General features: G+C 72.9%; 15 protein-coding genes. 8 read left to right on the top strand and 7 right to left on the bottom strand.

Annotation, left to right across the window (positions count from 1 at the left end; all coding sequences use genetic code 11):
* Positions 1 to 215: 215 nt before the first annotated feature.
* The 4 genes from ABT369_RS24735 to ABT369_RS24720 all read right to left on the bottom strand — a co-directional run bounded on the left by ABT369_RS24735 (position 216) and on the right by ABT369_RS24720 (position 5127).
* Positions 216 to 743: a YbhB/YbcL family Raf kinase inhibitor-like protein gene (locus ABT369_RS24735; protein WP_350615275.1), complete on the bottom strand. Its 528-nt coding sequence runs from the start codon at positions 741 to 743 to the stop codon at positions 216 to 218.
* 67 nt (positions 744 to 810) lie between these two features.
* A complete protein-coding gene (locus ABT369_RS24730; protein WP_350615273.1) occupies positions 811 to 2649 on the bottom strand; it encodes a DUF2207 family protein in 1839 nt (612 codons plus the stop codon).
* An 18-nt stretch (positions 2650 to 2667) separates the two neighbouring features.
* Entirely contained in the window at positions 2668 to 3282 is a 615-nt protein-coding gene (locus tag ABT369_RS24725) for a LemA family protein (RefSeq protein WP_350615271.1), read from the bottom strand.
* A 402-nt stretch (positions 3283 to 3684) separates the two neighbouring features.
* Entirely contained in the window at positions 3685 to 5127 is a 1443-nt protein-coding gene (locus ABT369_RS24720; protein WP_350615269.1) for an aminopeptidase P family protein, read from the bottom strand.
* 62 nt (positions 5128 to 5189) lie between these two features.
* Here ABT369_RS24720 and asnB point away from each other — a divergent pair, with 62 nt between their 5' ends.
* From asnB to ABT369_RS24690, 6 genes are all read left to right on the top strand, one after another.
* The gene (gene asnB / locus ABT369_RS24715) at positions 5190 to 7118 is read left to right on the top strand and encodes an asparagine synthase (glutamine-hydrolyzing) (protein ID WP_350615268.1); all 1929 of its coding nucleotides are present in this window, start codon (positions 5190 to 5192) and stop codon (positions 7116 to 7118) included.
* A complete protein-coding gene (locus ABT369_RS24710) occupies positions 7115 to 8038 on the top strand; it encodes a carbohydrate kinase family protein (RefSeq protein WP_350615267.1) in 924 nt (307 codons plus the stop codon). The genes asnB and ABT369_RS24710 overlap by 4 nt, the downstream gene beginning before the upstream one ends.
* On the top strand, positions 8035 to 8766 hold the full coding sequence (locus ABT369_RS24705; protein ID WP_350615265.1) for a hypothetical protein: 732 nt from the start codon (positions 8035 to 8037) through the stop codon (positions 8764 to 8766). Before ABT369_RS24710 ends, ABT369_RS24705 begins: the two co-directional genes overlap by 4 nt.
* A 44-nt stretch (positions 8767 to 8810) precedes the next feature.
* Positions 8811 to 9194 (top strand): hypothetical protein, encoded by a 384-nt coding sequence (locus ABT369_RS24700; RefSeq protein ID WP_350615264.1) that lies wholly within the window; start codon positions 8811 to 8813, stop codon positions 9192 to 9194.
* Positions 9195 to 9460: 266 nt separating this feature from the next.
* The gene (locus tag ABT369_RS24695) at positions 9461 to 12550 is read left to right on the top strand and encodes an ATP-binding protein (protein ID WP_350615262.1); all 3090 of its coding nucleotides are present in this window, start codon (positions 9461 to 9463) and stop codon (positions 12548 to 12550) included.
* Between the two features lie 114 nt (positions 12551 to 12664).
* On the top strand, positions 12665 to 15430 hold the full coding sequence (locus ABT369_RS24690; protein WP_350615261.1) for an aconitate hydratase: 2766 nt from the start codon (positions 12665 to 12667) through the stop codon (positions 15428 to 15430).
* 62 nt (positions 15431 to 15492) lie between these two features.
* Here ABT369_RS24690 and ABT369_RS24685 read toward each other — a convergent pair whose 3' ends face one another.
* Positions 15493 to 18351, bottom strand: a complete 2859-nt coding sequence (locus ABT369_RS24685) for an Hsp70 family protein (RefSeq protein WP_350615260.1) — start codon at positions 18349 to 18351, stop codon at positions 15493 to 15495.
* A gap of 102 nt (positions 18352 to 18453) precedes the next feature.
* Between ABT369_RS24685 and ABT369_RS24680 the strand changes: the two genes are divergently transcribed.
* Positions 18454 to 19413 carry a quinone oxidoreductase family protein gene (locus ABT369_RS24680; protein ID WP_350615259.1) on the top strand — a complete coding sequence of 320 codons (960 nt, stop codon included), beginning with the start codon at positions 18454 to 18456 and terminating at the stop codon, positions 19411 to 19413.
* Positions 19414 to 19653: 240 nt separating this feature from the next.
* Here the strand turns inward: ABT369_RS24680 and ABT369_RS24675 are convergent, their stop codons facing one another.
* Both ABT369_RS24675 and ABT369_RS24670 read right to left on the bottom strand, forming a co-directional pair.
* Positions 19654 to 20559 (bottom strand): serine protein kinase RIO, encoded by a 906-nt coding sequence (locus ABT369_RS24675; protein WP_350615257.1) that lies wholly within the window; start codon positions 20557 to 20559, stop codon positions 19654 to 19656.
* A 144-nt stretch (positions 20560 to 20703) separates the two neighbouring features.
* Positions 20704 to 21351, bottom strand: coding sequence for an HAD family hydrolase (locus ABT369_RS24670; protein ID WP_350615256.1), 648 nt, complete (start codon positions 21349 to 21351; stop codon positions 20704 to 20706).
* A gap of 154 nt (positions 21352 to 21505) precedes the next feature.
* Here ABT369_RS24670 and ABT369_RS24665 point away from each other — a divergent pair, with 154 nt between their 5' ends.
* Positions 21506 to 22078, top strand: a complete 573-nt coding sequence (locus ABT369_RS24665) for a TetR/AcrR family transcriptional regulator (protein ID WP_350615255.1) — start codon at positions 21506 to 21508, stop codon at positions 22076 to 22078.
* Positions 22079 to 22126: the final 48 nt, after the last annotated feature.

Here is a 22126-nt window from a genome sequence, read left to right as displayed (position 1 = left end):
ACGTCAGTCAGCAGCCGAGGCCGCCAACTTCGGCCAGAAGCCGAAGCCAGCGACTTCGCTCAGAAACCGAAGCTGGCGACGTCAGTCAGCAGCCGAGGCCGCCAACTTCGGCCAGAAGCCGAAGCCAGCGACTTCGCTCAGCAACCGAAGCCGGCGACGTCAGTCAGCAGCCGAGGCCACCGACTTCGGCCAGAAGCCGAAGCCAGCGACGTCGATCAGAAGCCGAAGCTCGCGACGAGAATCGCGCGCCCCAGCGTGTGGGCGGTCAGGTTGAAGCCCACGACGTTGGGGCTCGCGTCGGCGTCAACGCCCAGCGAGTCGGTGTCGAGGGCGTGGACGACAAAGAAGTACCGGTGCGGCGCGTCCTGCGGCGGCGGGGCGGCCCCGCCGAAGTCCCGGCTGCCGTAGTCGTTGCGGGCGTGGATGGCCTCGTCGGGCAGGCCGTCCTTGTCCCCGGTCCCGGCGCCCGTCGGCAGCTCGGCCACCTCGGCCGGGATGTCGTAGACGAGCCAGTGCCAGAAGCCGCCACCGGTCGGGGCGTCCGGGTCGTAGCAGGTCACCGCGAAGCTCTTGGTGCCCTCGGGGGCGCCCGACCAGGACAGGTGGGGCGAGGTGTTGCCGCGCTCATAGACCTGGGCGTCGGGCAGGGTGCTCCCGTCCGTCAGGTCCTCGCTGGTCAAGCTGAACGCCGGCACCGCGGGCAGGAAGTCGTAGGGCGACGGCGGGCGCGGACGATCGGACATGCGCAATCTCCTTGCGAGGTGGCTACAGCTGTCTCTCGGGAATCCTCTTACCCAACGACCGTCAACCTCAAGTGAGGCGGCCGACAGCTAGCCCGAGCAACCACACCAGGTACGGCTGATGGATCGCGCCGGCGCTGCGCTGTTCGAGGCTGATCACCGTCTGACCCCGCCGGGCGACCGCCCACTGCCCGGACGCGAACGCCTCCTCCCCCACCCCGGGAACGGCAGCGCCGGCGCGGTGGGCCCGGATCGCGAGTTCGGCCGCATCGCCGGTGGCCACCGTGACGACGAGCGCCGAGCCGTCCGCCGCCCGGAACTCCGCCATCGTCATCGGCCCGACCGCCACGCCGCGGTCGGCGCCGGTGAGCGTCACCGGCCGTCCGAGTACGCGACCGGCCTCCTCCGCCGTGACCAGTTCGGCGGCCGCGACCCGGGTCGGGCGGACCGCGGTGGCCAGGGCCGGGGCGCCCGCGTTCATGGCGCGCAGGATGAGGGCGTCGGTGTCGTCTTCGCCGTACGTTTGTGATCGTGTGCGCGCGCTGGTGTCCACGCGCAGTTCGACCACGCGCCGGGTCCAGCGCCGGGCGGTCAGCGTGATGACGTCGCCGATGTCCGCGCGGTGCACGATTTCGGACGGACACGCCCAGGCGACGACACGATCGGCCGTGCCCGAGTCGATCGCCAGGTAGTGCAGGACGGGGATGGTCGGCCCGTCGTCGCCCTCGGTCTTCGTGCGCCAGGTCTCCACCCACACCACCTCGCCGGTGACGGTGACCGGGGTGAGCACGTCGACGAGGGTGCCGATCAAGGTGTACCCGCCGTAGAGCAGCGGCCACAGGATGAGCACGCGCACGGTGAGCGTCACCCAGCTCGATATGGAGCCTGGGGTGAAGTCGAACGCGATCGCGTTGAAGCGGACGATGAACGCGGCGATGGCGAGCGCGATGAAGCCTTTGACGGTGAGGCGTGCGGCTTTTTGTCCGTACCGTGGCCAGAACGACGGATATCGCACACGAATTCGGTGCCAGGTGCCGCCGAACGAGCTCCAGACCCGGCGCCGGTTGCCCATGCCGAGGTCGATGACGGCGGCGCAGACCCGTGTGGCTCCGACGGCGTCGCCGTAGGAGAGGTACCGGTCCCACACGGCGACGGCCGCGGGCGGGAGGTCGGCGAAGCTCTCGTGGGCGCGCAGGAACGCCTTGAGGCCGAGCCAGCGCACGGCCGCCTGGCGTCCCGCGGGGGTGTCCCGCTCGCCGCGCGACTTGCCGGCGAAGATGCCGAGCGCGGACCACAGGATGATGACCGCGACGAACGAAGCGCCATTGCGGCTGTGGAGGAATATGGCGATTCCGGCGGCAAACGCCGGGATTCCCGCAAGAATCGTGAGCGCGGCGACCATTGCCGAGGAGAACCGGCGCTGCGAGAGGCCTTGCGATCGGGCGTCCGCGATGATCGCCGCGTTCAGCCGCTTCGTCCAGCCCTGCGCCTGCGCGGCGTCGCGGAACGTGAGCGCGGTGAGCGGGACGACGCCGTGCATCATGAGCGATTGGACACGTTCGAAAATCATTCGCTCGTACGCGTTCAGCCCGGTCGGCTGCTCATTGCGCACATGGACGGTCGTTTGCAGCGGATCGTTGCCGGGTTGCCGGAACTCGAGGATGCGCCGGGCCGCGAGATCGATGAACGTGGACTCGGCGGCATCCTCGGTGAGCTCCCATCGCCCGGTGATGAGGCTGACCACGGCGGGCGATTCGGCGCCACCGAAGTCCTGGGTGGCCGGCGGCGCGAGGAGCACCGGTGGCCGCATTGCGTACAAAAGCCCCCAGAACGCCGCAAACCACACCAAAAGCCCGATTGCGACGATCCCGATCTCGACCAGGAGCCGGGGCTCGACGACGAGGTCCACGACGCGCCGCCCGGCCCGTCAGAACCGCACGTTGACGTCGGCGCGCTCGCCGCCCGCGGCCTCGAAGTACGGCCGCGCCCGGAACCCGCCGACACCCGCGATGATGTTGGACGGGAGCGTCTGGGTCCGCTGGTTGTACGTCTGCACGGCGCTGTTGTAGAACTGCCGCGCGTACGCGATCTTCTCCTCCGTGGCGCCCAGCTCCGCCTGCAGCTGCAGGAAGTTCTGGTTCGCCTTGAGGTCCGGGTACGCCTCGGCGAGCGCGAACAGCCGGCCGAGTGCCTGGGTCAGCATCCCCTCGGCCTGCACCCGCCGCGCGGGGTCGGCTTCGCCGCCGCCGCCGCCGGCGCCGGCGGCGGCGGCCGGCCCGGCCCCGACGGCCGAACTCGCGGCGGCGTTACGGGCGGCGATCACGGCCTCGAGGGTCCCGCGCTCGTGCGCGGCGTACCCCTTCACCGTCTCGACCAGGTTCGGGATCAGGGAATGGCGGCGCTTGAGCTGCACGTCGATCTGGGCCCATGAGGCGTCGACCTGGGTGCGGGCCTTGACCAGCGCGTTGTACGTGGCCACGGCCCACCAGACGAGCGCGATCACGAGCACGACGGCGACGCCGAGCACGATCAGAGCGGTCATGGGCGCATGGTGACCGCCCAGGGTTGCCCAGCGCGTAACACGGTCGCCGATCCGACAGACCCCGGCGTATCAGCAGACGCCGAGCCACATCAGACCGAGCCGGACCACACCAAGCCGCGTCGCAGCGAGCGAGGCCAGGCGAGGCCAGGCGAGGCCATCAACGCCGAATAAACGCCAACAGCCGGCGCCGAACGACGTCACAGCGATCGCCGCCAAGCAATGCCAGGCGGCGAGAGCCGAACCCAAAAAACGTCAAGCAACAAACGAGAGCAGTGCACAACAAAGAGCAAGAAAGAGCCAAATAGCGGGGGTGAAGAAGAGAAAACAAAGCGGGCGGGAGTGCGCCTTCTTAATTCCCTATTCTACCCGGGCCGACCTAATCGATCTTGCCGGGAGTCACGCTCAGTAAGGCAGGCGGAACTCCTCGGCTCGGCGGGCCGCCAGCCAGGACTCCACGTCCGACGCGGTGCGCGGCAGGCCGTCCGACAGGTTGCGCGCCCCCGTCGGCGTGACCAGCACGTCGTCCTCGATGCGCACCGCGATGCCCCGCAGCTCGGCCGGCACCAGCTCGTCCTCCGGCTGGAAGTACAGGCCCGGCTCGACCGTCAGGACGTAGCCGGCGTCCAGGGTGCCCTCGCGGTAGCGCTCCTTGCGCGCCGCCGCGCAGTCGTGCACGTCCAGGCCCAGCATGTGGCCGAAGCCGTGCAGGGTCCACCGGCGGTACAGGATCGCGCTCTTGTCCATCGCCTCGTCGACGCTCACCGGCAGCACGCCCAGCGAGTGCAGGCCCTCGGCCAGGACGCGCATGCACGCCTGGTGCACGTCGTCGAAGGCCACGCCGGGGCGGATGGTGTCGATGCCGGCCTGCTGGGAGCGGTACACGATGTCGTAGACCTCGCGCTGCAGGGGCGTGAACGCGCCGGAGACGGGGACGGTGCGGGTCACGTCGGCGGTGTAGAGGTTGCGGTTCTCCACGCCCATGTCCATGAGCAGCAGGTCGTCGCTGGTGGTGCGGCCCGTGTTGCGCATCCAGTGCAGGATCGTGCCGTGCGCGCCGGCGCCGACGATCGAGTCGTAGCCGACGTCGTTGCCGTCGTGGCGGGCGCGCATCGCGAAGATGCCTTCGATGAGGCGCTCGTTCACGGGGCGGTCGGCCGGCAGGGCGCGGGCCGCGTCCTCGAAGCCGCGGACGGTCGCGTCGATCGCGTCCTGCAGCTGCTCGAGCTCCCAGGCGTCCTTGACGAGCCGCAGCTCGCCGAGGACCCAGGCGAGCTCCTGGTCGCGGGCCGGGTCGGTGCTGCGCACGGCGGCGTCGACGGACGGGTCGAAGCCGCGCAGGACCCGGGTGCGGCCCGGGGAGCTGTCGTCGAGGACCGCGGCGAGGTCGTCCACGTGCGCGGTCTGCACCTGCAGCTCGGTCGACTTCTCGGCGAGGGTGTGCCGGCGGCCGATCCACAGCTCGCCGTGGTTGCGGTCGGTGAAGAACTCGTCGGTGTCGCGGGGCGAGCGGGGGCGGACGTAGAGCGTCGCGTCGTGGCCGCCGTCGGTCGGGCGCAGCACGAGGACCGACTCGGGGTCGTGCTCGCCGGTGAGCCACACGTGCTCGCTGCCGGGGCGGAACCGGAAGTTGGTGTCGTTGGAGCGCACGTGCTCGATCCCGGACGGGATGATGAGCGTCTCACCGGGGAACGCGCCGGACAGCTCGGCGCGGCGCTTGGCGTGGTCGGGCGCCTCCGTGCGGGGCGAGACGTCGAGCGTGGTGTCGCGCCAGCCTGTGCGCATGAATGCCCGGAAACGCTCCGGAAAGTCGGGGTCGTGGGACTGACTGCCGACTGCTTCGTCCATGTGAACCTCCGCCGCGAATTCGTGCTCCACCTGCGACCGTACCCCGTGCGAGGATGCATGCCATGGCGGGACTTCTCACGTTCGTCAGCGCGCGGGGCGGCGCGGCGGGGCAGCGGGATGCGGTCGCCGACGCGCTCGGGCTGCTGCGCCACCGCGGGCCCGACGACGAGGGCATCGTCGCCAACGACGACGTGGTGTTCGGCGCCGAGCAGCTGACCGTGAGCGAGCACCGCTCGGCGCAGCCGGCCAAGTATCCGCCGATGGGCGTCACGGCCGGGCGGTACCTGATCGTCCTGGACGGCGCGCTGTACAACGCCGGGGAGCTGCGCGCCGAGCTGGTCGAGGACCGCCGCGCCGAGTTCGGCACCGACGGCGACGCCGAGGTGATCCTCGCCGCCTACCACCACTGGGGGCCGGGTGCGGTGAGCCGGCTGCGGGGCATGTTCGCATTCGTGATCTGGGACGGCTCGGCCCGGCGGGCGTTCGGGGCCCGCGACCCGTTCGGCATCAAGCCGCTCTTCCAGCTGCAGACGCCCCAGGGGGTGTACCTCGCCAGCGAGAAGAAGGCCCTCCTGCCGTTCGTCGCCGACCGGGCCGCGGTCGACACGGTGCGCCTGCAGCACTACCTGACGATGCAGTACGTGCCGGAGCCGGCGACGATGCACCCGGAGGTGCGCCGGCTCGGGGCGGGCGAGTCGTTCGTCTACACCCCGGGCGGGCCGCTGGCGAACCGGCGGTACAGCCAGCTGACCTTCCGCCCGGCGCCGGTCGCCGACGAGGAGGCCGTCGTGCGCCGCATCGGGGAGGCGCTGCGCGAGAGCGTCCACGCGCACATGCAGGCCGATGCCCCGGTGGGCGCGTTCCTGTCCAGCGGCATCGACTCGACGGCGATCGTCGCGCTCGCGGCCGAGAAGGATCCGGGGCTGCGGACGTTCACCGTGGGTTACGACGCGGCCGGGCCGGGCGCGCAGTTCTCGGAAATCGACGTGGCCGAGCAGTCGGCCCGGGCACTGGGCGTCCCGCTGACCGCGACGGTGGTCACCGCGGGTGACTTCATGCGGGCCCTGCCGCGGATCGTGTGGCATCTCGACGACCCGGTCGCGGATCCGGCGCTGGTGCCGCTGTTCTTCCTCGCGGAGCGGGCGGCCCGGGACGTGACGGTGGTGCTCGGCGGCGACGGGGCGGACGAGCTGTTCGGCGGCTATCCGATCTACCGGGAGCCGCTGTCGCTGTCGAGCGTCAGCCACCTGCCGGACTCGATGCAGCGGGGGCTGCGGGCGGTGTCGCGGGTCATCCCGCAGGGCGTGAAGGGCAAGAGCTTCCTGGAGCGGGGCACGACCCCGATCGAGGAGCGCTACTACGGCAACGCGCGCATCTTCACCGACGAGGAGAAGGCCGCGCTGCTGCGCCACTACGAGCCGGACGTGCGGCACACCGACGTGACGGCGCCGGTGTTCAAGGAGGCCGGGGCGCTCGACGACGTGACGACGATGCAGTACGTCGACCTGTACACGTGGCTGCGCGGCGACATCCTGGTGAAGGCCGACCGGATGACGATGGCGCACTCGCTGCAGCTGCGCACGCCGTTCCTGGACCGGGCGGTGTTCGAGGTGGCGGCGGGGCTGCCGAGCGAGCTGAAGGTGCCGCCGCGCTCGCAGGAGACGAAGGCGGCGCTGCGCCGGGCGCTGGCCGGGGTGGTGCCGGAGCCGATCGTGCACCGCAGGAAGCTCGGGTTTCCGGTGCCGATCCGGCCGTGGCTGCGCGGGGAGATGTACGACTGGGCGCACGGCCTGCTCGACACGTCGGGCGCCGGGGATCTGCTCGACCTCGACGTGGTGCGGGGGCTGCTGCGGGCGCACCGCAAGAAGGAGGCCGACCATTCGCGCAAGCTGTGGACGGTGCTCGTCTTCTGCGTGTGGCACGCCGTCTTCGTGACCGGATCCATGCGCCCGGGGTTCACCGGCGCCGCGAACGAGGAGGTGTTCCCGTGACCGGGTACGGCGTGGTCATCGGTGAGGCGCTGATCGACCTGCTGGAGTCGACGTCGGGCGGTGAGCTGGTCTACCGGCCGGCGGTCGGCGGCGCGCCGTTCAACGTGGCCGTCGGCATCGCCCGGCTCGGCGCCGACGTGCACTTCCTGGGTTCGTTCGGCGACGACCCCTTCGGCCACCGGCTGCTGGACTTTCTGGATAAATCCGGCGTCGGTACGGATGGTGCCGTCACGGTCCCGGGCGTGGCCACCACGCTCGCCGTCACCACCTTCCAGGGCCACGAGCCGACGTTCCGCTTCTACGGGGAGCCGCCGTCCTACGGGCTGCTCGACGCCGGCGGCGTCGACGAGTCCCTGGTGGCGGGGGCGCGGCTGCTGTACTGCGGCTCGATGTGCCTGCTCGCCCCGCCGGTGCTCGCCGCCGCCCGCCGCGCCTGGGCGGTGCCGGGGCCGGTCCGCGTCTTCGACCCCAACGTGCGCCCGATCGTGGGGCTCAACCCGGACGTCGTGGAGGAGTTCGCGGCCACGGCCGACCTGGTGAAGCTGAGCTCGGCCGACGCGGCGGCGCTGTGGGGCGACTCGCCCGAGCGGGCCGCCGCCCGCCTGTTGTCCTGCGGCGCGGACGTGGTCGTGGTGACCCTGGGTTCGCAGGGTGCGCTGGTGGCGAAGGGTTCCTCGACGGTACTGGTGCCGGCCCCCCGCATCGCCCCGGTCGACGCGACCGGCGCGGGCGACGCGACGATGGCCGGGCTCAGCTGGGGCATCCTCGCCCACGGCCGGCCGGTCGATCTCGGCGGCTGGGCGACCCTCACCCGGGTCGCGGTCCACGTCGCCGGCCTGGTGTGCGAGTCGCCCGGCGGCGCCGTGTCCATGCCGACGGTCGCCGACCTTCGCACCCGGTTCGTAGACTTGGCGGTGTGACGCCCGGGCGGTTCGGCCGCTACGTGATGGCATGCAAGGCGGCGGCCGTGGGCGTCGCCTTGCTGATCGTCGTGCTCCGGGTCGTCTACGAGTTCGGCGTCACCCCGGCGAACACCCCGATGTGGGCCGCCGCCGCGCTGCTGTTCGCCCCGGTCGTCGTGCTCAGCGGCGCGTTTATCGGCTTCGGCATCGTGTTCCGCCCGATCCTGCACCCGCCGCCGGCGGCGCTGCGGGTGCGGGGGGACGCGTTCGTGGTGCCGGGCTCCCCGGTGCTCATGGGCCGGCTCACGATGGGCTGGGCGCTGCTGGGCACCGTGTTCCTGGAGAGCGACCCGGGCCTGTCGCCGACGACGCGCTTCGGGATCAACGCGGGCGCCTTCCTGGTCATCGCCGGGGCCGCCCTGCCGCTGCTGCGCGGCCCGCGGATCGTGGTCACCCCGGCGGGGCTGAACATCCGCTCCGGGGGCCGCCGGGTCCTGGCCTGGGACGACCTGGTGCGGGTGCCGGCCAACCCGCTGCCGATCCCGGTGCGGGCGCCGAAGCTGGCGCTGAGCATCCGCCGCCCGGGCCGCCCGGAGCCGGGCTGGCTGCTGGTGCCGCTGGAGCTGCTGGCGGTCGAGCCCGTCTTCCTCGGCACCGTCGTGGAACACTACGTCGAGCACCCGGACCGCCGCGGGGCGATCGGCACGAAAGAGGAGTACACCCGCCTGACGGGGGTGCCCGTCTGACGGTTGGCAAGGCGTTTGCAAGGGCGGCGGCGGATGCTGGGGCCGTGACTGCTCTGCTGTTGGTTCGCCGGGTGCCGCCGGCCCGCCTGGAACTCACCCGCACGACGGCCCGGCAGTGGGATGCCGCGCTGGCGGGTGACGCGACCCTGCAGTGGTGGGAGCTGGTCGACCCGGCGGCCGACGACGCCGCCCCGCCGGCCGCGCTCGCGGCCCTGCGCCCGGACCCGGTGACGGTGCGCCTGGCCGGCGTGGCGACCCCGCCGGGGCGTCGCGACCGGGCCGTGCAGGTGGTGGTCGCGCTGGTCGACGCGCTGCGGGCCACGTCCGCGCTCACGCTGGAGGCGCTGCCGTCGGCGGAGCTGTCGCCGATCCTGAGCGACGCCGGCTTCCTTCCGGCCGCGGACGGCCGCGCCGTCGTCGAGCTGTAGGCGACCCGCGGACGGGCGCACGGCCGTCGAGCTGTAAGCGCCCCGCGGACGGCCACACGGTCGTCGAGCTGTGGGCGACCCGCGGACGGGCGCACGGCCGTCGAGCTGTAAGCGCCCCGCGGACGGCCGCGCCGTCGTCGAGCTGTAGGCGACCCACGGACGGAGGCACGGCCGTCGAGCTGTAAGCGCCCCGCGGACGGCCACACGGTCGTCGAGCTGTGGGCGACCCGCTCCGGACCGGGCCGGGAGGCGCTACCGTCGACTGGTTGGAACTGCGCATCCTGGGCCCGCTTGAGGCCCTCACCGACGACGGCGTCCCGATCGACCTGGGCACCCCGAAGCAGCGTGCCGTCCTGGCGCTGCTCGCGACCCGTCCGGGCCGGGTGGTGCCGGTGCAGACGCTGGTCGACGAGCTGTGGGCGGACGAGCCGCCGGAGCGTGCGATCGCGTCGCTGCAGGCGTACGTGTCCCGCCTGCGCCGTGCCCTGGAGCCGGACCGGGCCGCGCGGGGTCCCGCGACGGTCCTGGTGAGCCGGGCGCCCGGCTATCTGCTGGCGGTCCCGCCCGAGGCCGTGGACGCGGTCCGGTTCGCGGCCGCGGTAGGGCCCGCGGACGGCGGCGACGATCCGGCGGTGCTCGACGCGGCCCTGGCGCTGTGGCGGGGTGATCCGCTGCCGGAGCTGGGCGACTCCCCGCTGGCCCAGGCGGAGCGGGCCCGGATGCAGGAGCTGCGCTTCGCCGCGCTCGAGCGCCGGGCGGCCGCGTGGCTGGCCCGGGACCGGCTCCCCGAGGTGATCTACACCACCGAGGCGGCGCTGGCCGAGTCGCCGTACCGGGAGCCGCTGTGGGCCCAGCTGATGCTGGCCCTGTACCGGGCGGGCCGGCAGGCCGAGGCCCTGAGCGCGTTCGCGAAGGCCCGCGCGATCCTGGCCGGGGAGCTCGGCATCGAGCCGGGCCCAGAGCTGCGCCGGCTCGAGTCGGACATTCTGCGCCAGTCCCCCGGCCTCGGCGCGCTGGGGCCGCCGGCGACGGTCGCGCCGAGCCCCCAGCCGGTGGCGGCGACGACGGCGACGGTGCCCCCGAGCCCCGGGCCGGTGGCGGCGGCGACGGTGCCGCCGAACCCCGCGGAGCCGGTGGCGGCGGAGCCGGACGGCGACGCGGGGCCGCTCGTGGGGCGGGACCGGGAGCTGGCCGTCGCCGACGAGGTCCTCGCGCGGCGGGGGCGGGTGCTGGTCGTGGAGGGCGCGGCCGGGATCGGCAAGTCGGCGCTGCTGGACGAGGTGGCCCGGCGGGCGGCCGGGCTCGGGTTCGCGATCGGGCGCGGGGGCGGGGTCGACGGGCCGCAGCCGCCGGTGTTCCTGCCCTGGGCGCAGGCGCTGCGCGGGCTGGCGGACGGGTGGGCGGCGGAGCTGGCGGAGGCGTTCGCGCCGTTCGGGAACCTGCCCGCGGTGCTCGACCCGGCGCTGGCCGAGGCGATCGGGCTGCCCGCGCCGGAGCGGCTGGCCGACGCGGAGCTGGCCCGGTCGCGGCTGTTCCAGGGGCTGGTCGACGGGTTGCGCCGGCTGGCCGGGCGGCGTCCGGTGCTGCTGGTGTTCGACGACGCGCACCTGCTCGACCGGCCGTCGCGCACGCTGCTCGGGCTGTGCCTGCGGGCGGTGCCGGGGTCGGGGCTCGTCGTGGTGCTCGCGGCCCGCAGCGGCGAGGGGGTCACGGATCTCGCCGCCGGGGCACCGGCCGTACCGCTGCGGCTCGAAGGTCTGTCGGGCGAGGACGTGGCGCGGCTCGGGGAACGGGTGGCGCAGCGGGCGCTCGGGCGCGAGACCGTCGCGGTGCTCGTCGACCGGACCGGCGGCAACCCGTTCTTCGTCGGCGAGCTGCTGCGGGTCCTGCTCGCGGAGCACGCGCTGGACGAGCGCGGCGCCCGGGAGCGCACGCCCGCGCGGGTGCAGGAGGTGATCCGGCGGCGCTTCGCGCGGCTGCCCGGCCAGCTGGGGGCGGTGCTCGCCGTCGCGGCGGTGCTGGGGCGGGAGTTCGACGTCGCGGTCCTGCGGGAGATGACGCAGCTCGACGAGCTGGAGCTGTACGACACGCTCGACACGGCGGTCGCGACCGGGGTGCTCGGCGGCGGCGCGGACGGGCGGCTGCGGTTCGCGCACGATCTGCTGCGGCAGGTGGCGTACGAGGAGCAGGGGCCGCTGCGCCGGGCGCGTCTGCACGCGCGGGCGGCCCGGGCCCTGCACGAGCGGAGCGCCACCGAGCGGGCGGCGCACCTGCGCCTGGCGCTGCCGGTCGCCGGTCCGCTGGAGGTGGCGCCGGTGCTGGCGGCCGCGGCGGGTGAGGCCTACGAGCGCACGGCGCTGGAGGAGGCGGTCGCGTTGCTGGAGGAGGCGGTGACGGTCCTGCTCAGCGCCGCCCCGTCGCGGGCGCGGGACGTCGCCGAGCTGGATCTGCGGGTCCGGCTGGCGTACACGCACCAGGCGACCGGCGACTATCTCGGCGCGCCGGCGGCCGCGCAGTACGCGCTCATGGAGCCGGTGCTCGCCCGGGTCACCCCGGGGCCGGAGCTGGTCGCGGCGTTGTGGGGGTACGCGTCGTTCCACAACGCGGCCGGCGACGACGACCGGATGGGGGCGGTCGCGGCGCTGGACCCGTTCGTCGCCGGGGTGCACGCCGGCTACGCCGCGCACACCCGGGCGGACCTGCCCCGGGCGCGGGCGCTGCTGCGGGAGGCGCTCGACGCGCTGCCGGAGGGTGGCCTGCCGGTGTTCCCGCTCATCGACTGGGATCCGGTCGCGGGCATTCTCGGGCCGGCCGCGTCGGTCGAGAGCCTGTTCGGGGACCGGGCCGCGGCGGAGGCGTTCCTGGCGCGGGCGGGACGGGCGACGCCGTTCCAGGACATGTACGTCACGTCGTACTCGGCGTCGGTGGCCGCGGACGCCTACGACGCCGAGGCGGTGCTGGCCCGGGCCCGGCGGACGCTGCGGCTGGCGGAGCAGATCCAGAGCCGGGAGTACCGGGCGGTGGCGCAGGTGCTCGCCGGCTGGGCGAGCGGCGACGAGGCGCTGCTGGCCGAGGGCGAGGACGCGCTGGGCGGGATGCTGTGGCGGTATCCGCGGCTGCTGGCGCTGCACCCGGATCTGCTGCTGCGCGCGGGGCGGGCGGCGGAGGCGGCGCGGCTCGCGCGGGCGCGGCTGGTCACCCCGCTGGACGGGCTGAACCGGTTCGCGGAGCCGGATCTGCGCCGGGTGCTGGGGGTGGCCACGGGCGACCGCGCGGAGCTGGAGCGGGCCCTGGCCCTGGCCCGTGAGCTGGGGCATGCGCCGGCCGCGGCACGGATTGGGACGGCGCTTGCGTGAAAAACAAGACGGACGTACGGTTTTCTTGACTGAACCCCCCGCGGCGTGATCCCGGCGCACGCTGGGGAAGACTGGCGTACCGGAACACGACTTGACGGAAGAGGAGCACACGCCGTGGCGAGCCTCGACTCCTTCGGAGCAAAGAGCCAGCTGAGCGTCGGTGACGCGAGCTATGAGATTTACCGGATCGGCCAGGTCGAGGGGGCCGCTCGGCTGCCGTACAGCCTGAAGATCCTCCTGGAGAACCTGCTGCGGACCGAGGACGGCGCGAACATCACCGCCGAGCACATCCGGGCCCTGGGCGGGTGGGACGCGTCGGCCGAGCCGAGCGTGGAGATCCAGTTCACCCCGGCCCGCGTGCTGATGCAGGACTTCACCGGCGTGCCGTGCGTCGTCGACCTCGCCACCATGCGCGAGGCCGTCGTCGAGCTCGGCGGCGACCCGAAGCGGGTCAACCCGCTCGCCCCGGCCGAGCTCGTCATCGACCACTCCGTCATCGCCGACCTGTTCGGCCGGCCGGACGCGTTCGAGCGCAACGTCGAGCTGGAATACGGGCGCAACAAGGAGCGGTACCAGTTCCTGCGCTGGGGCCAGACCGCGTTCAACGAGTTCAAGGTCGTCCCGCCGGGCACCGGCATCGTGCACCAGGTGAACATCGAGTACCTGGCCCGGGTCATCATGTCCCGCGGCGGCCAGGCCTACCCGGACACCGTGGTCGGCACCGACTCGCACACCACGATGGTCAACGGCCTCGGCGTGCTCGGCTGGGGCGTCGGCGGCATCGAGGCCGAGGCCGCGATGCTCGGCCAGCCGGTGTCGATGCTCATCCCGCGGGTCGTGGGCTTCAAGCTCTCCGGTGAGCTGCCGGAGGGCACCACCGCCACCGACCTGGTGCTGGTCATCACCGAGATGCTGCGCAAGCACGGCGTGGTCGGCAAGTTCGTCGAGTTCTACGGCCCCGGCGTGAGCGCGGTGCCGCTGGCCAACCGGGCCACGATCGGCAACATGAGCCCCGAGTACGGCTCGACGGTGGCGATCTTCCCGATCGACGACGAGACCATCAAGTACCTGAAGCTGACCGGCCGCGACGAGGCCCAGGTCGCGCTCGTCGAGGCCTACGCCAAGGAGCAGGGCCTCTGGCACGACCCGGCCACCGAGCCGGACTACTCCGAGCGCCTCGAGCTCGACCTGAGCACCATCGAGCCGTCGCTGGCCGGCCCGAAGCGCCCGCAGGACCGGGTGCCGCTGGACAGCGCCAAGTCGATGTTCCGCTCGGTGCTCGACCACTACGTCGGCGACGGCGTCGAGGGCCCGGCCGACGAGGCCAGCGCCGAGTCGTTCCCGGCCAGCGACTCCCCCGCCAACAGCGTCACCGCCAACGGTGACCGCCCGCACGACCTGGCCTCGGCGGCCTCGGGCGCCGACGGCCGCACGTCGAAGCCGGTGCGGGTCGAGGACTACGAGCTCGACCACGGCGCGGTCGTCATCGCCGCCATCACGTCCTGCACGAACACCTCGAACCCGCAGGTCATGATCGGCGCGGCGCTGCTGGCCCGCAACGCGGTGGAGAAGGGCCTGTCCCGCAAGCCGTGGGTGAAGACGACCCTGGCCCCGGGCTCGAAGGTGGTCACCGACTACTACGAGCGCTCCGGCCTCACGCCGTACCTGGACAAGCTCGGCTTCAACCTGGTCGGCTACGGCTGCACCACCTGCATCGGCAACTCCGGCCCACTGCCGGAGCCGATCAGCGCCGCGGTCAACGAGCACGACCTCACCGTCGTGTCGGTGCTGTCCGGCAACCGCAACTTCGAGGGCCGGATCAACCCGGACGTGAAGATGAACTACCTGGCCTCGCCGCCGCTGGTGGTCGCCTACGCGCTCGCGGGCACGATGGACATCGACCTGACCAACGACCCGCTGGGCACCGGCTCGGACGGGCAGCCGGTCTACCTGCGCGACATCTGGCCGAGCCCGAAGGAGATCGAGGACACCATCGCCGCGGCGATCGGCGCGGACCTGTTCTCCACCCGCTACGCCGACGTGTTCGCCGGCGACGAGCAGTGGCGGTCGCTGCCCACGCCGACGGGCGACACGTTCGACTGGGCGGGTGACTCGACGTACGTGCGCAAGCCCCCGTACTTCGAGGGCATGGCCACCGAGCCCTCGGCCGTCAGCGACATCGCCGGCGCCCGGGTGCTGGCCAAGCTCGGCGACTCGGTCACCACCGACCACATCTCGCCGGCCGGCTCCATCAAGGCCGACTCGCCCGCCGGGAAGTACCTCGCCGGGCACGGGGTGGACCGCAAGGACTTCAACTCGTACGGGTCGCGCCGCGGCAACCACGAGGTGATGATCCGCGGGACGTTCGCCAACATCCGGCTGCGCAACCAGCTCGCGCCGGGCACCGAGGGCGGCGTGACCATCAACCACCTCACCGGCGAGCAGACCACGATCTACGACGCCTCGGTCGCCTACGCCGAGGCCGGGGTGCCGCTGGTGATCCTGGCCGGCAAGGAATACGGCTCCGGCTCCTCGCGTGACTGGGCCGCCAAGGGCACCGCGCTGCTGGGCGTGCGCGCCGTCATCGCCGAGTCGTACGAGCGCATCCACCGCTCGAACCTCATCGGCATGGGCGTGCTGCCGCTGCAGTTCCCGCAGGGCGAGACCGCCGGCTCGCTGGGCCTGTCCGGCACCGAGACGTTCACCGTCACCGGCGTCGAGCAGCTCAACGACGGCAGCACCCCGCGCACGGTGCGGGTGAGCACCGACAGCGGCGTCGAGTTCGACGCGGTGGTGCGCATCGACACCCCCGGCGAGGCGGACTACTACCGCCACGGCGGCATCCTGCAGTACGTGCTGCGCAAGATGATCGCCGCCTGACCCGGTAGCCGGACACGAAACGGCGCCCGTCCACTGTGGACGGGCGCCGTTGCCGTCCCCGCCTACTTGCCCGCGGGGATCTGGAAGCGGTACACCTTCGCCTTGTCCTTGTCCAGGAGCACCAGCGAGTCGTTGCTCATCGACACGTCCTGCAGCAGCGTCGGCACGCTCGCCGAGCCGATCGGCTTGCCGTCGAGGCCGTAGACGTAGGCGTTCCACGTGCCCTTGCCCGGCACGACGCTCTCGATGACGACCTTGTTGCCGTAGCCGGCGTAGGCGTCCTGGCTCGCCAGCCCCTGACCCAGCACGACCTGGTCGTTGCCGGTCGCCGGATCGAGCACGGCCGCGTCGCCGACGATGTCGAACACGCCGTGACCGCCGACGAGCTTGCCGTCCATCACGACCCAGATGGGGTCCTCGGTGCCCGGGATGGTGCCGCTGCGGTCACGGATCGACAGCTTGGTCCACTTGGCCTGGCCGTTGGTGGCGTCGATGGCGATGAGCACGTCCTTGCCCGAGGTCTGCGTGCCCGCGACGCAGACCAGCTTCTCGCCGCACGGGCGCACGTTGTCGACCTTCGTGCCGGACGGCGCCTTGAACTCCCACGCCTGCTGCCAGTTCCTGATGCTGTACGCCACCACGTTGCCGTCGGCCTCGCCCTTGAACATCGCCAGGTCGTTGTAGACGAGCCACGAGTTCGAGGACGAGTTCTTCTTGTAGGCGCCGGAGGCCGTCTGCTTGCCCGTGTTGAGGTCGATGGTCGCGGCCTTGGTGTCGCTGAGCAGCTGCACCGCGACCGCGCCGGCGCTCAGCGACTCCTGGAACGGCCAGAGGCTGGAGAACGTCAGCCCGTAGGTCGGCACGATGGTCGTGGCCGGAGTGTCGGAGGTCGGCCACATCAGCGCCGGCCTGGCCCCGCGGCCGGTGATGCGGTGGCTGTTCTGCTCGACGCCGGCCGACCACTTCGTCGTGCCGTCGGCGAGGTTGACCCGGTCGAGGGTCGGCTTGTTCCAGTCGCTGTGCTCCACCACGACGTCGGTGCCCAGGTAGACGAGGTCGGTCCGATCGGCCCAGGCCTTCGTCCACTTCGCGGTGTGCGTGGCCAGGTCGATGACCGAGCGCGACTCCTGCTTGCCGTCGCCGCCGAGCTTCGCGTCGTCCTTGCCGTCGACGATGAGCAGGTTGCCGACGACCTTCAGGGCGAGCTCGGCCGGCTCCGCCTGCAGCTGCACGGTCCAGATCTGCTTGCCGGCGGTCTCGTAGCCGGACACGACCGTCGCGCCCGCGTTGACCTGCGCGGTGAAGACGTTGCCGTTGCCGGCCGTGGTGGCGATCGCGCCGTCGGAGCTGAGCTGGATCACCTCGCCGGCCTTGAGCCCGTCGACCTGCCCCGGCCCGTCGGCGCCGGTGTCGAAGCCGGGGAAGCCGTTCTTGGCCGACTCGAACTGGTCGCCCATCCAGGTGAACAGACGGTTGCCGCCGTAGACGCAGCCACCGATGACGGCCAGCACGATCACGAACGCGATCCAGGGCGCGCTGCTGCGGCGCTTGCGCGGCAGCACGATCGGGACGCCCACCCCGTACGCCGGAGGCGGTGGCGCCATCGGCGGCGGGGCCATCGGCGGCGGGCCGGCCTGCTGCGGGACCATCCGGGGCGGTATGGGCGGCGGCGTGCCCGCGGGGGAAGCGGGGGCCGCGGGGAACGCCATCGAGACCGGAAACGCCGGGCTCCCCGACGGGGACACGGGCACGCCCGACACCGGGAAGCCCGTCGACGGCGTCGTCGGGGAGACGGGGCGGGGCGCGGGGGCCTGCTGGGGCCCCGGGGCCTGCTGCGGGCCCGCGGCACCGACGGCCAGGATGCCGCCGTAGGCCACCGGGAGCTCCGGCTGCTCGGGCACGACCGGCGCCACCCCGAAGCGGGCGTGCAGGCGGCTGGCCACGAGCGGGATCCGGCTGGACCCGCCGACGAGGAAGATGCCGGCGAGCTGGCGCACGTCGACGCCGGCCCGCTCCAGCACCCGGCGCGTCTCGTCCACGGCCCGGTCGATGAGCGGGCCGGCGACCCGCTCCAGCTCCTCCCGGGTCAGGTGGACGGCCTCGTCGGTGCCGGGCAGGTGCACGGGCGCGGAGGCGGCCCGGGAGAGCATCTCCTTGGCCGCGCGGACCTCGCTCCAGAACTCGCGGCGGTCGCGTTTGGCCGCGGTCGAGTCGGGGTTGGACAGCCGCTGCCACAGCTGCGGCTGGCGCAGGCTGATGAGCTGGCCGAGGTGGCCGACGAGGGCCGCGTCGATGTCGACGCCGCCGAGGTCGTCGAGGCCGCCGACGCCGAGGACCCGCAGCCCGTCGAACTCGCGGCGCACCACCGACACGTCCAGCGTGCCGCCGCCGAAGTCGAACACCGCCAGGCTCTGCAGCGGGGCGACCTGCTGGCCGAGGACGCTCAGGCAATAGGTGGCGGCGGCGATCGGCTCGTCGACGAGGACCACGGGGCCGAGGCTGGCCGCCCGGGCCGCCTCCAGCAGCACGCCGCGGCGCTGGCCGCCCCAGTCGGCGGGGCAGGTGAGCACCGTCGAGCCGACCGGGTTCACCCCGGCCTGCAGCGACTCCTCCGCGGCCCGGCGCAGCAGCGAGGCGAGCATCTCCACGACGGTGACCTCGGCCGCGCCGAGCAGGACCGAGCCCTCGTCGACGCTGCGCTTCGGGTAGGGCTCGAACCGCTCCGGCGCCAGCTGGGAGAGCCGCTCCGCGTCCCGGCCCACGCTGAGCCGGCCCTGCTCGTCGGCGTAGATCCCGGACGGCATGACGGGCGAGCCGTCGAACAGCAGCGCCCGGGGAGCCTCGTCGCCGCGGCGCACGACGGCGACGGTGTGGCAGGTGCCCAGGTCGATCGCGAGACGATGGGTCGGGGTCGGGCCCACGCGCTCACCTCCAATGACCTCCGGGATGCTACGGCAGGGGTACGACAAATCCGATCGGCGGTTTGGGGTAGACAAGAACCTGACATTCGAGGAGGCAACCCCATGCGCGCGGTGGTGTTCGGCGAGCACGGCGACCGTTCGGTCCTGACCGTCCAGGAGCGGCCCGACCCGGAGCCCGGCCCCGGCGAGGCGCTGGTGCTCGTCGAGGCCAGCGGCGTCAATTTCATCGACGTGTACCAGCGTGACGGCACCTATCAGGTCCCGCTGCCGGCGCTGCTGGGCAGCGAGGGCGCCGGGACCGTGCTCTCCTTCGGCGACGGCGTGCGCGGCCTGGCCCCCGGCGACCGGGTGGCCTGGGCCGGCGTCCGCGGCAGCCACGCCGAGCAGGCGCTCGTGCCGGCCGACCGGCTCGTCCCGGTGCCCGGGGAGGTCACCACCGAGCAGGCGGCCGCGGTCATGCTGCAGGGCCTCACCGCGCACTACCTCACCCACGACTCGTTCGCGGTCCGGCCCGGCTGCGTGGTGCTGGTGCACGCCGCCGCCGGCGGGATGGGGCGGCTGCTGACCCGGATCGTCACGCACCTCGGCGGCCGGGTCGTCGCGACCGCGTCCACGCCCGGGAAGCGGGAGCTGGCCTTGGCCGCGGGCGCGGTCCGCGCCGTGCCCTACGCCGAGGCGCTGGACGCCGTGCGCAAGGTCACCGGCGGCGCGGGCGCCGACGCGGTGTACGACGGCGTCGGCGCGGACACGTTCGACACCAGCCTCGAGGCCCTGCGCCCGCGGGGCACCCTGGTGCTGTTCGGCGCGGCGAGCGGCAAGGTCCCGCCGTTCGACCCGCTGCGCCTGATGTCCGGCTCGTATTTCCTGACCCGGCCGACCCTCGGACATTTCATCGTGTCCCGCGCGGAATTGCTCGAACGCGCGGAAACGCTGTTCGGCTGGGTGGCCGGCGGCATTGTCGACCCGGCCGTCACGGGGCGCTATCCGCTGGACGCGGCGGCGGACGCATATGCCGCACTGGAGGGCCGCCAGTCCACCGGAAAGCTGCTCATTGTTCCGTGATCATGGTCTCACCGTAGGGGCCTGGCGGAATTCGCGCCGCGGGGTGGCAGTACACCTTCAATGGTTCAGGGCCGTCGGCGGCGCGAGCAGGCTGAGGCCGAGCGTTGCCGGCGCGGCGGTCCACATGGGCTGAGGCCCTCACGAACTGCGGCCCGGCGGACCACCCTCCCCGCCGAGGTCCGCGCCCGCCGCGGCTCGCCCGGTCACGAATCCGGGCGAGCCGCGGTCCTCGTTCGCGGCTCAGCGCATGCCGGCGTCGCGCAGCAGCTCGGCGACGAGCGGCTCCGGCTCGACGGCGAAGCCCTTGCCCGTGAACCAGCGCGCCACGTTGGCCACGTCGCGGGCGAGGAACTCGGCCCCGTTCGGGTTGCCCACCACGTCGACGATCTGCGGCAGGTCGATGAGGACCAGCCGCTCGCCGTCGACGAGCAGGTTGTACGGGGACAGGTCGCCGTGGGCCACGCCGGCCCGGGCCAGCACCCGCAGCGCGTCGGCGAGCTGCTCCCACAGCGACGCCAGCTGCGCCCGGGAGGGGCGGGTCTGGGCGAGCCGGGGTGCGGCCGTACCGTCGGGCGCCCCCACGAACTCGAGCATGAGCTCGGTGCCGAGCAGCTGCACGGGGTACGGCACGCGGACCCCCAGCGCCCAGAGCCGCCCGAGCGCCGCGAACTCCGCGGCCGCCCACTGCCCGGCGATCGCCTCGCGCCCGAATGCGGTGCGGCCCGCCATCGCGCGGGTGACGCGGGACTCGCGGACGCGGCGGCCCTCGAGGTAGCCGGCGTCGCGGTGGAACATGCGGTGCTCGGCGGACCGGTAGCGCTTGGCCGCCAGCAGTGACCGGGAGCCGGCGGTGTCCGAGCCGGGCACGGCCCGCTCGACGAGATGGACGTCGGCCTCCTTGCCGGTCTTGAGCACGCCGAGCTCGGTGTCCCGGGCGGCGAGCGACGTCACCACCCAGTCGGGGCGGGGCTCGGGGCCGTGCAGCACGCCGGGGGCGTCCCAGGTCGTGTACTGCCCCTCGTCGCCGGACGGATCGTCCGACGTGTCCCACGCCGTGTCGAAGTCGTGGGAGAGGCGCTTCAGAAAAGTCGGGTCGTCGTCGTCGAAACGACGACGGCGTGGTGATGCGAAGTCATGGTCGCGCAACGCGAGTGCTCCTGAGTCGGAAAGGTCAACGGGTTGTCGGGCATGCGAAAACGCGCCATGACGGCAGCCATGCGAATCAACCCCCTTCCGTCTCGAAGTCGGGGACAGCTTGCGGTACACCCGGATCGGGCGCAACCGAATTTCTCAGCGGGAGGCCATGACCTCGGCGATCGCGGCGATCACGCCGTCGGCCGACCGGGTCGGCGCGTAGCGCCGCTCGATCCACTCGCGCCCGCGGTGCAGCCAGACGCTGCGCATCCCGGCCGCGTCCGCCCCGCCGATGTCGGCCTCGGGGCTGTCGCCGATCATCCACGCCCCCGACAGGCGCATCCGGGCCCGCTCGGCCGCGATGGCGAAGATGCGCGGGTTCGGCTTGCGCACGCCCGCCTCCTCGGAGATGACCCAGTCGGCGAGGTACCGGTCCAGGCCGGTCTTGCGCAGCTTCTCCTCCTGCTGGCGGGACTCGCCGTTGGTCACGACCACCGGCACCCAGCCGGAGTCCTCGGCGATCGCGAGGGCGCACGCGGTCAGCGGGTCGAGCCGGATCCGGTCCATGATCGCCTGGCGGATCTCCTCGACGAGATCGAGCGCGCTGTACCGCAGCCCGTAGCGCTCCCGCAGCCCCTCGGCCACGTCCCACGCCGATCCCATGCCGTCCGCGTCCACCGAGAGCAGCCACTCGAGGTCGTATTCGGGCGCACCGATCTCCGCGAGGAACCCGCTCGCCCACGCGCGGAACGCCCCGGCCCTGTCCAGCAGGGTGTCGTCCAGGCTGAGCAACAACAGGGGCACGCGGGCAGGGTACGTGACGAGCCCCATATCGAACAGATCCTCATGTTCTCGCTGGGCTCGACAAATCCCCGCAAAACCGGGCCAAACGGCGGGAAGAAACACGGGCGAAACGACCCTGTTCGCAAACCGTATGTACGGCTTGCATAATCGACAGGTGCCCCGGGTGAGCCAGGACCAGCTCGACGCGCGCCGGAAGGAAATCCTCACCGGCGCGCGGACGTGCTTCGCCCGCCACGGCTACGAAGGCGCGACCGTGCGGCGGCTCGAGGAGGAGATCGGCCTGTCCCGCGGGGCGATCTTCCACCACTTCCGCGACAAGGACTCGCTCTTCCTGGCCGTCGCCGAGGACGACGCCGCCACCATGGTAGCGACGGTCGCCGAAAACGGCCTGGTCCAGGTGATGCGCGACCTGCTGGCCTCGGCCGACGCCTCCGACACCGGCGGGTGGCTCGGCAGCCAGCTCGAGGTGTCGCGGCGGCTGCGCACCGACCCCGAGTTCGCCAAGCGCTGGGCGGCACGCTCCGAGGCCGTCGCCGCCGCCACCCGCGAGCGCCTCCAGCGCCAGCTCGAGGCCGGCGTCCTGCGCGACGACGTGCCCATCGGCGTCCTGGCCCAGTTCCTCGAGCTCGCCTACGACGGGCTCGTCCTGCACCTGGCCACCGGCCGCCCGGTCGCCGACCTGGAGGCCGTGCTGAACCTGGTCGAAGCGGCGGTACGGCGCAACTGACCGATGGCCATCGGCCACAAGGTTTCCTCAAGTGTCCGACCGGCGAGA

The organism is Dactylosporangium sp. NPDC000244, assembly GCF_040300725.1.
Taxonomy (GTDB): domain Bacteria; phylum Actinomycetota; class Actinomycetes; order Mycobacteriales; family Micromonosporaceae; genus Dactylosporangium.
Note: the sequence above shows the minus strand (reverse complement) of the source record. Positions and strands in the feature narration are given on the sequence as shown.

Bases quoted from the DNA above. Each gene is read 5' to 3' on its own strand.
- ABT369_RS24735 (WP_350615275.1), bottom strand. From the start codon at position 743: ATGTCCGATCGTCCGCGCCCGCCGTCGCCCTACGACTTCCTGCCCGCG.
- ABT369_RS24725 (WP_350615271.1), bottom strand. From the start codon at position 3,282: ATGACCGCTCTGATCGTGCTCGGCGTCGCCGTCGTGCTCGTGATCGCG.
- ABT369_RS24720 (WP_350615269.1), bottom strand. From the start codon at position 5,127: ATGGACGAAGCAGTCGGCAGTCAGTCCCACGACCCCGACTTTCCGGAG.
- asnB (WP_350615268.1), top strand. From the start codon at position 5,190: ATGGCGGGACTTCTCACGTTCGTCAGCGCGCGGGGCGGCGCGGCGGGG.
- ABT369_RS24680 (WP_350615259.1), top strand. From the start codon at position 18,454: ATGCGCGCGGTGGTGTTCGGCGAGCACGGCGACCGTTCGGTCCTGACC.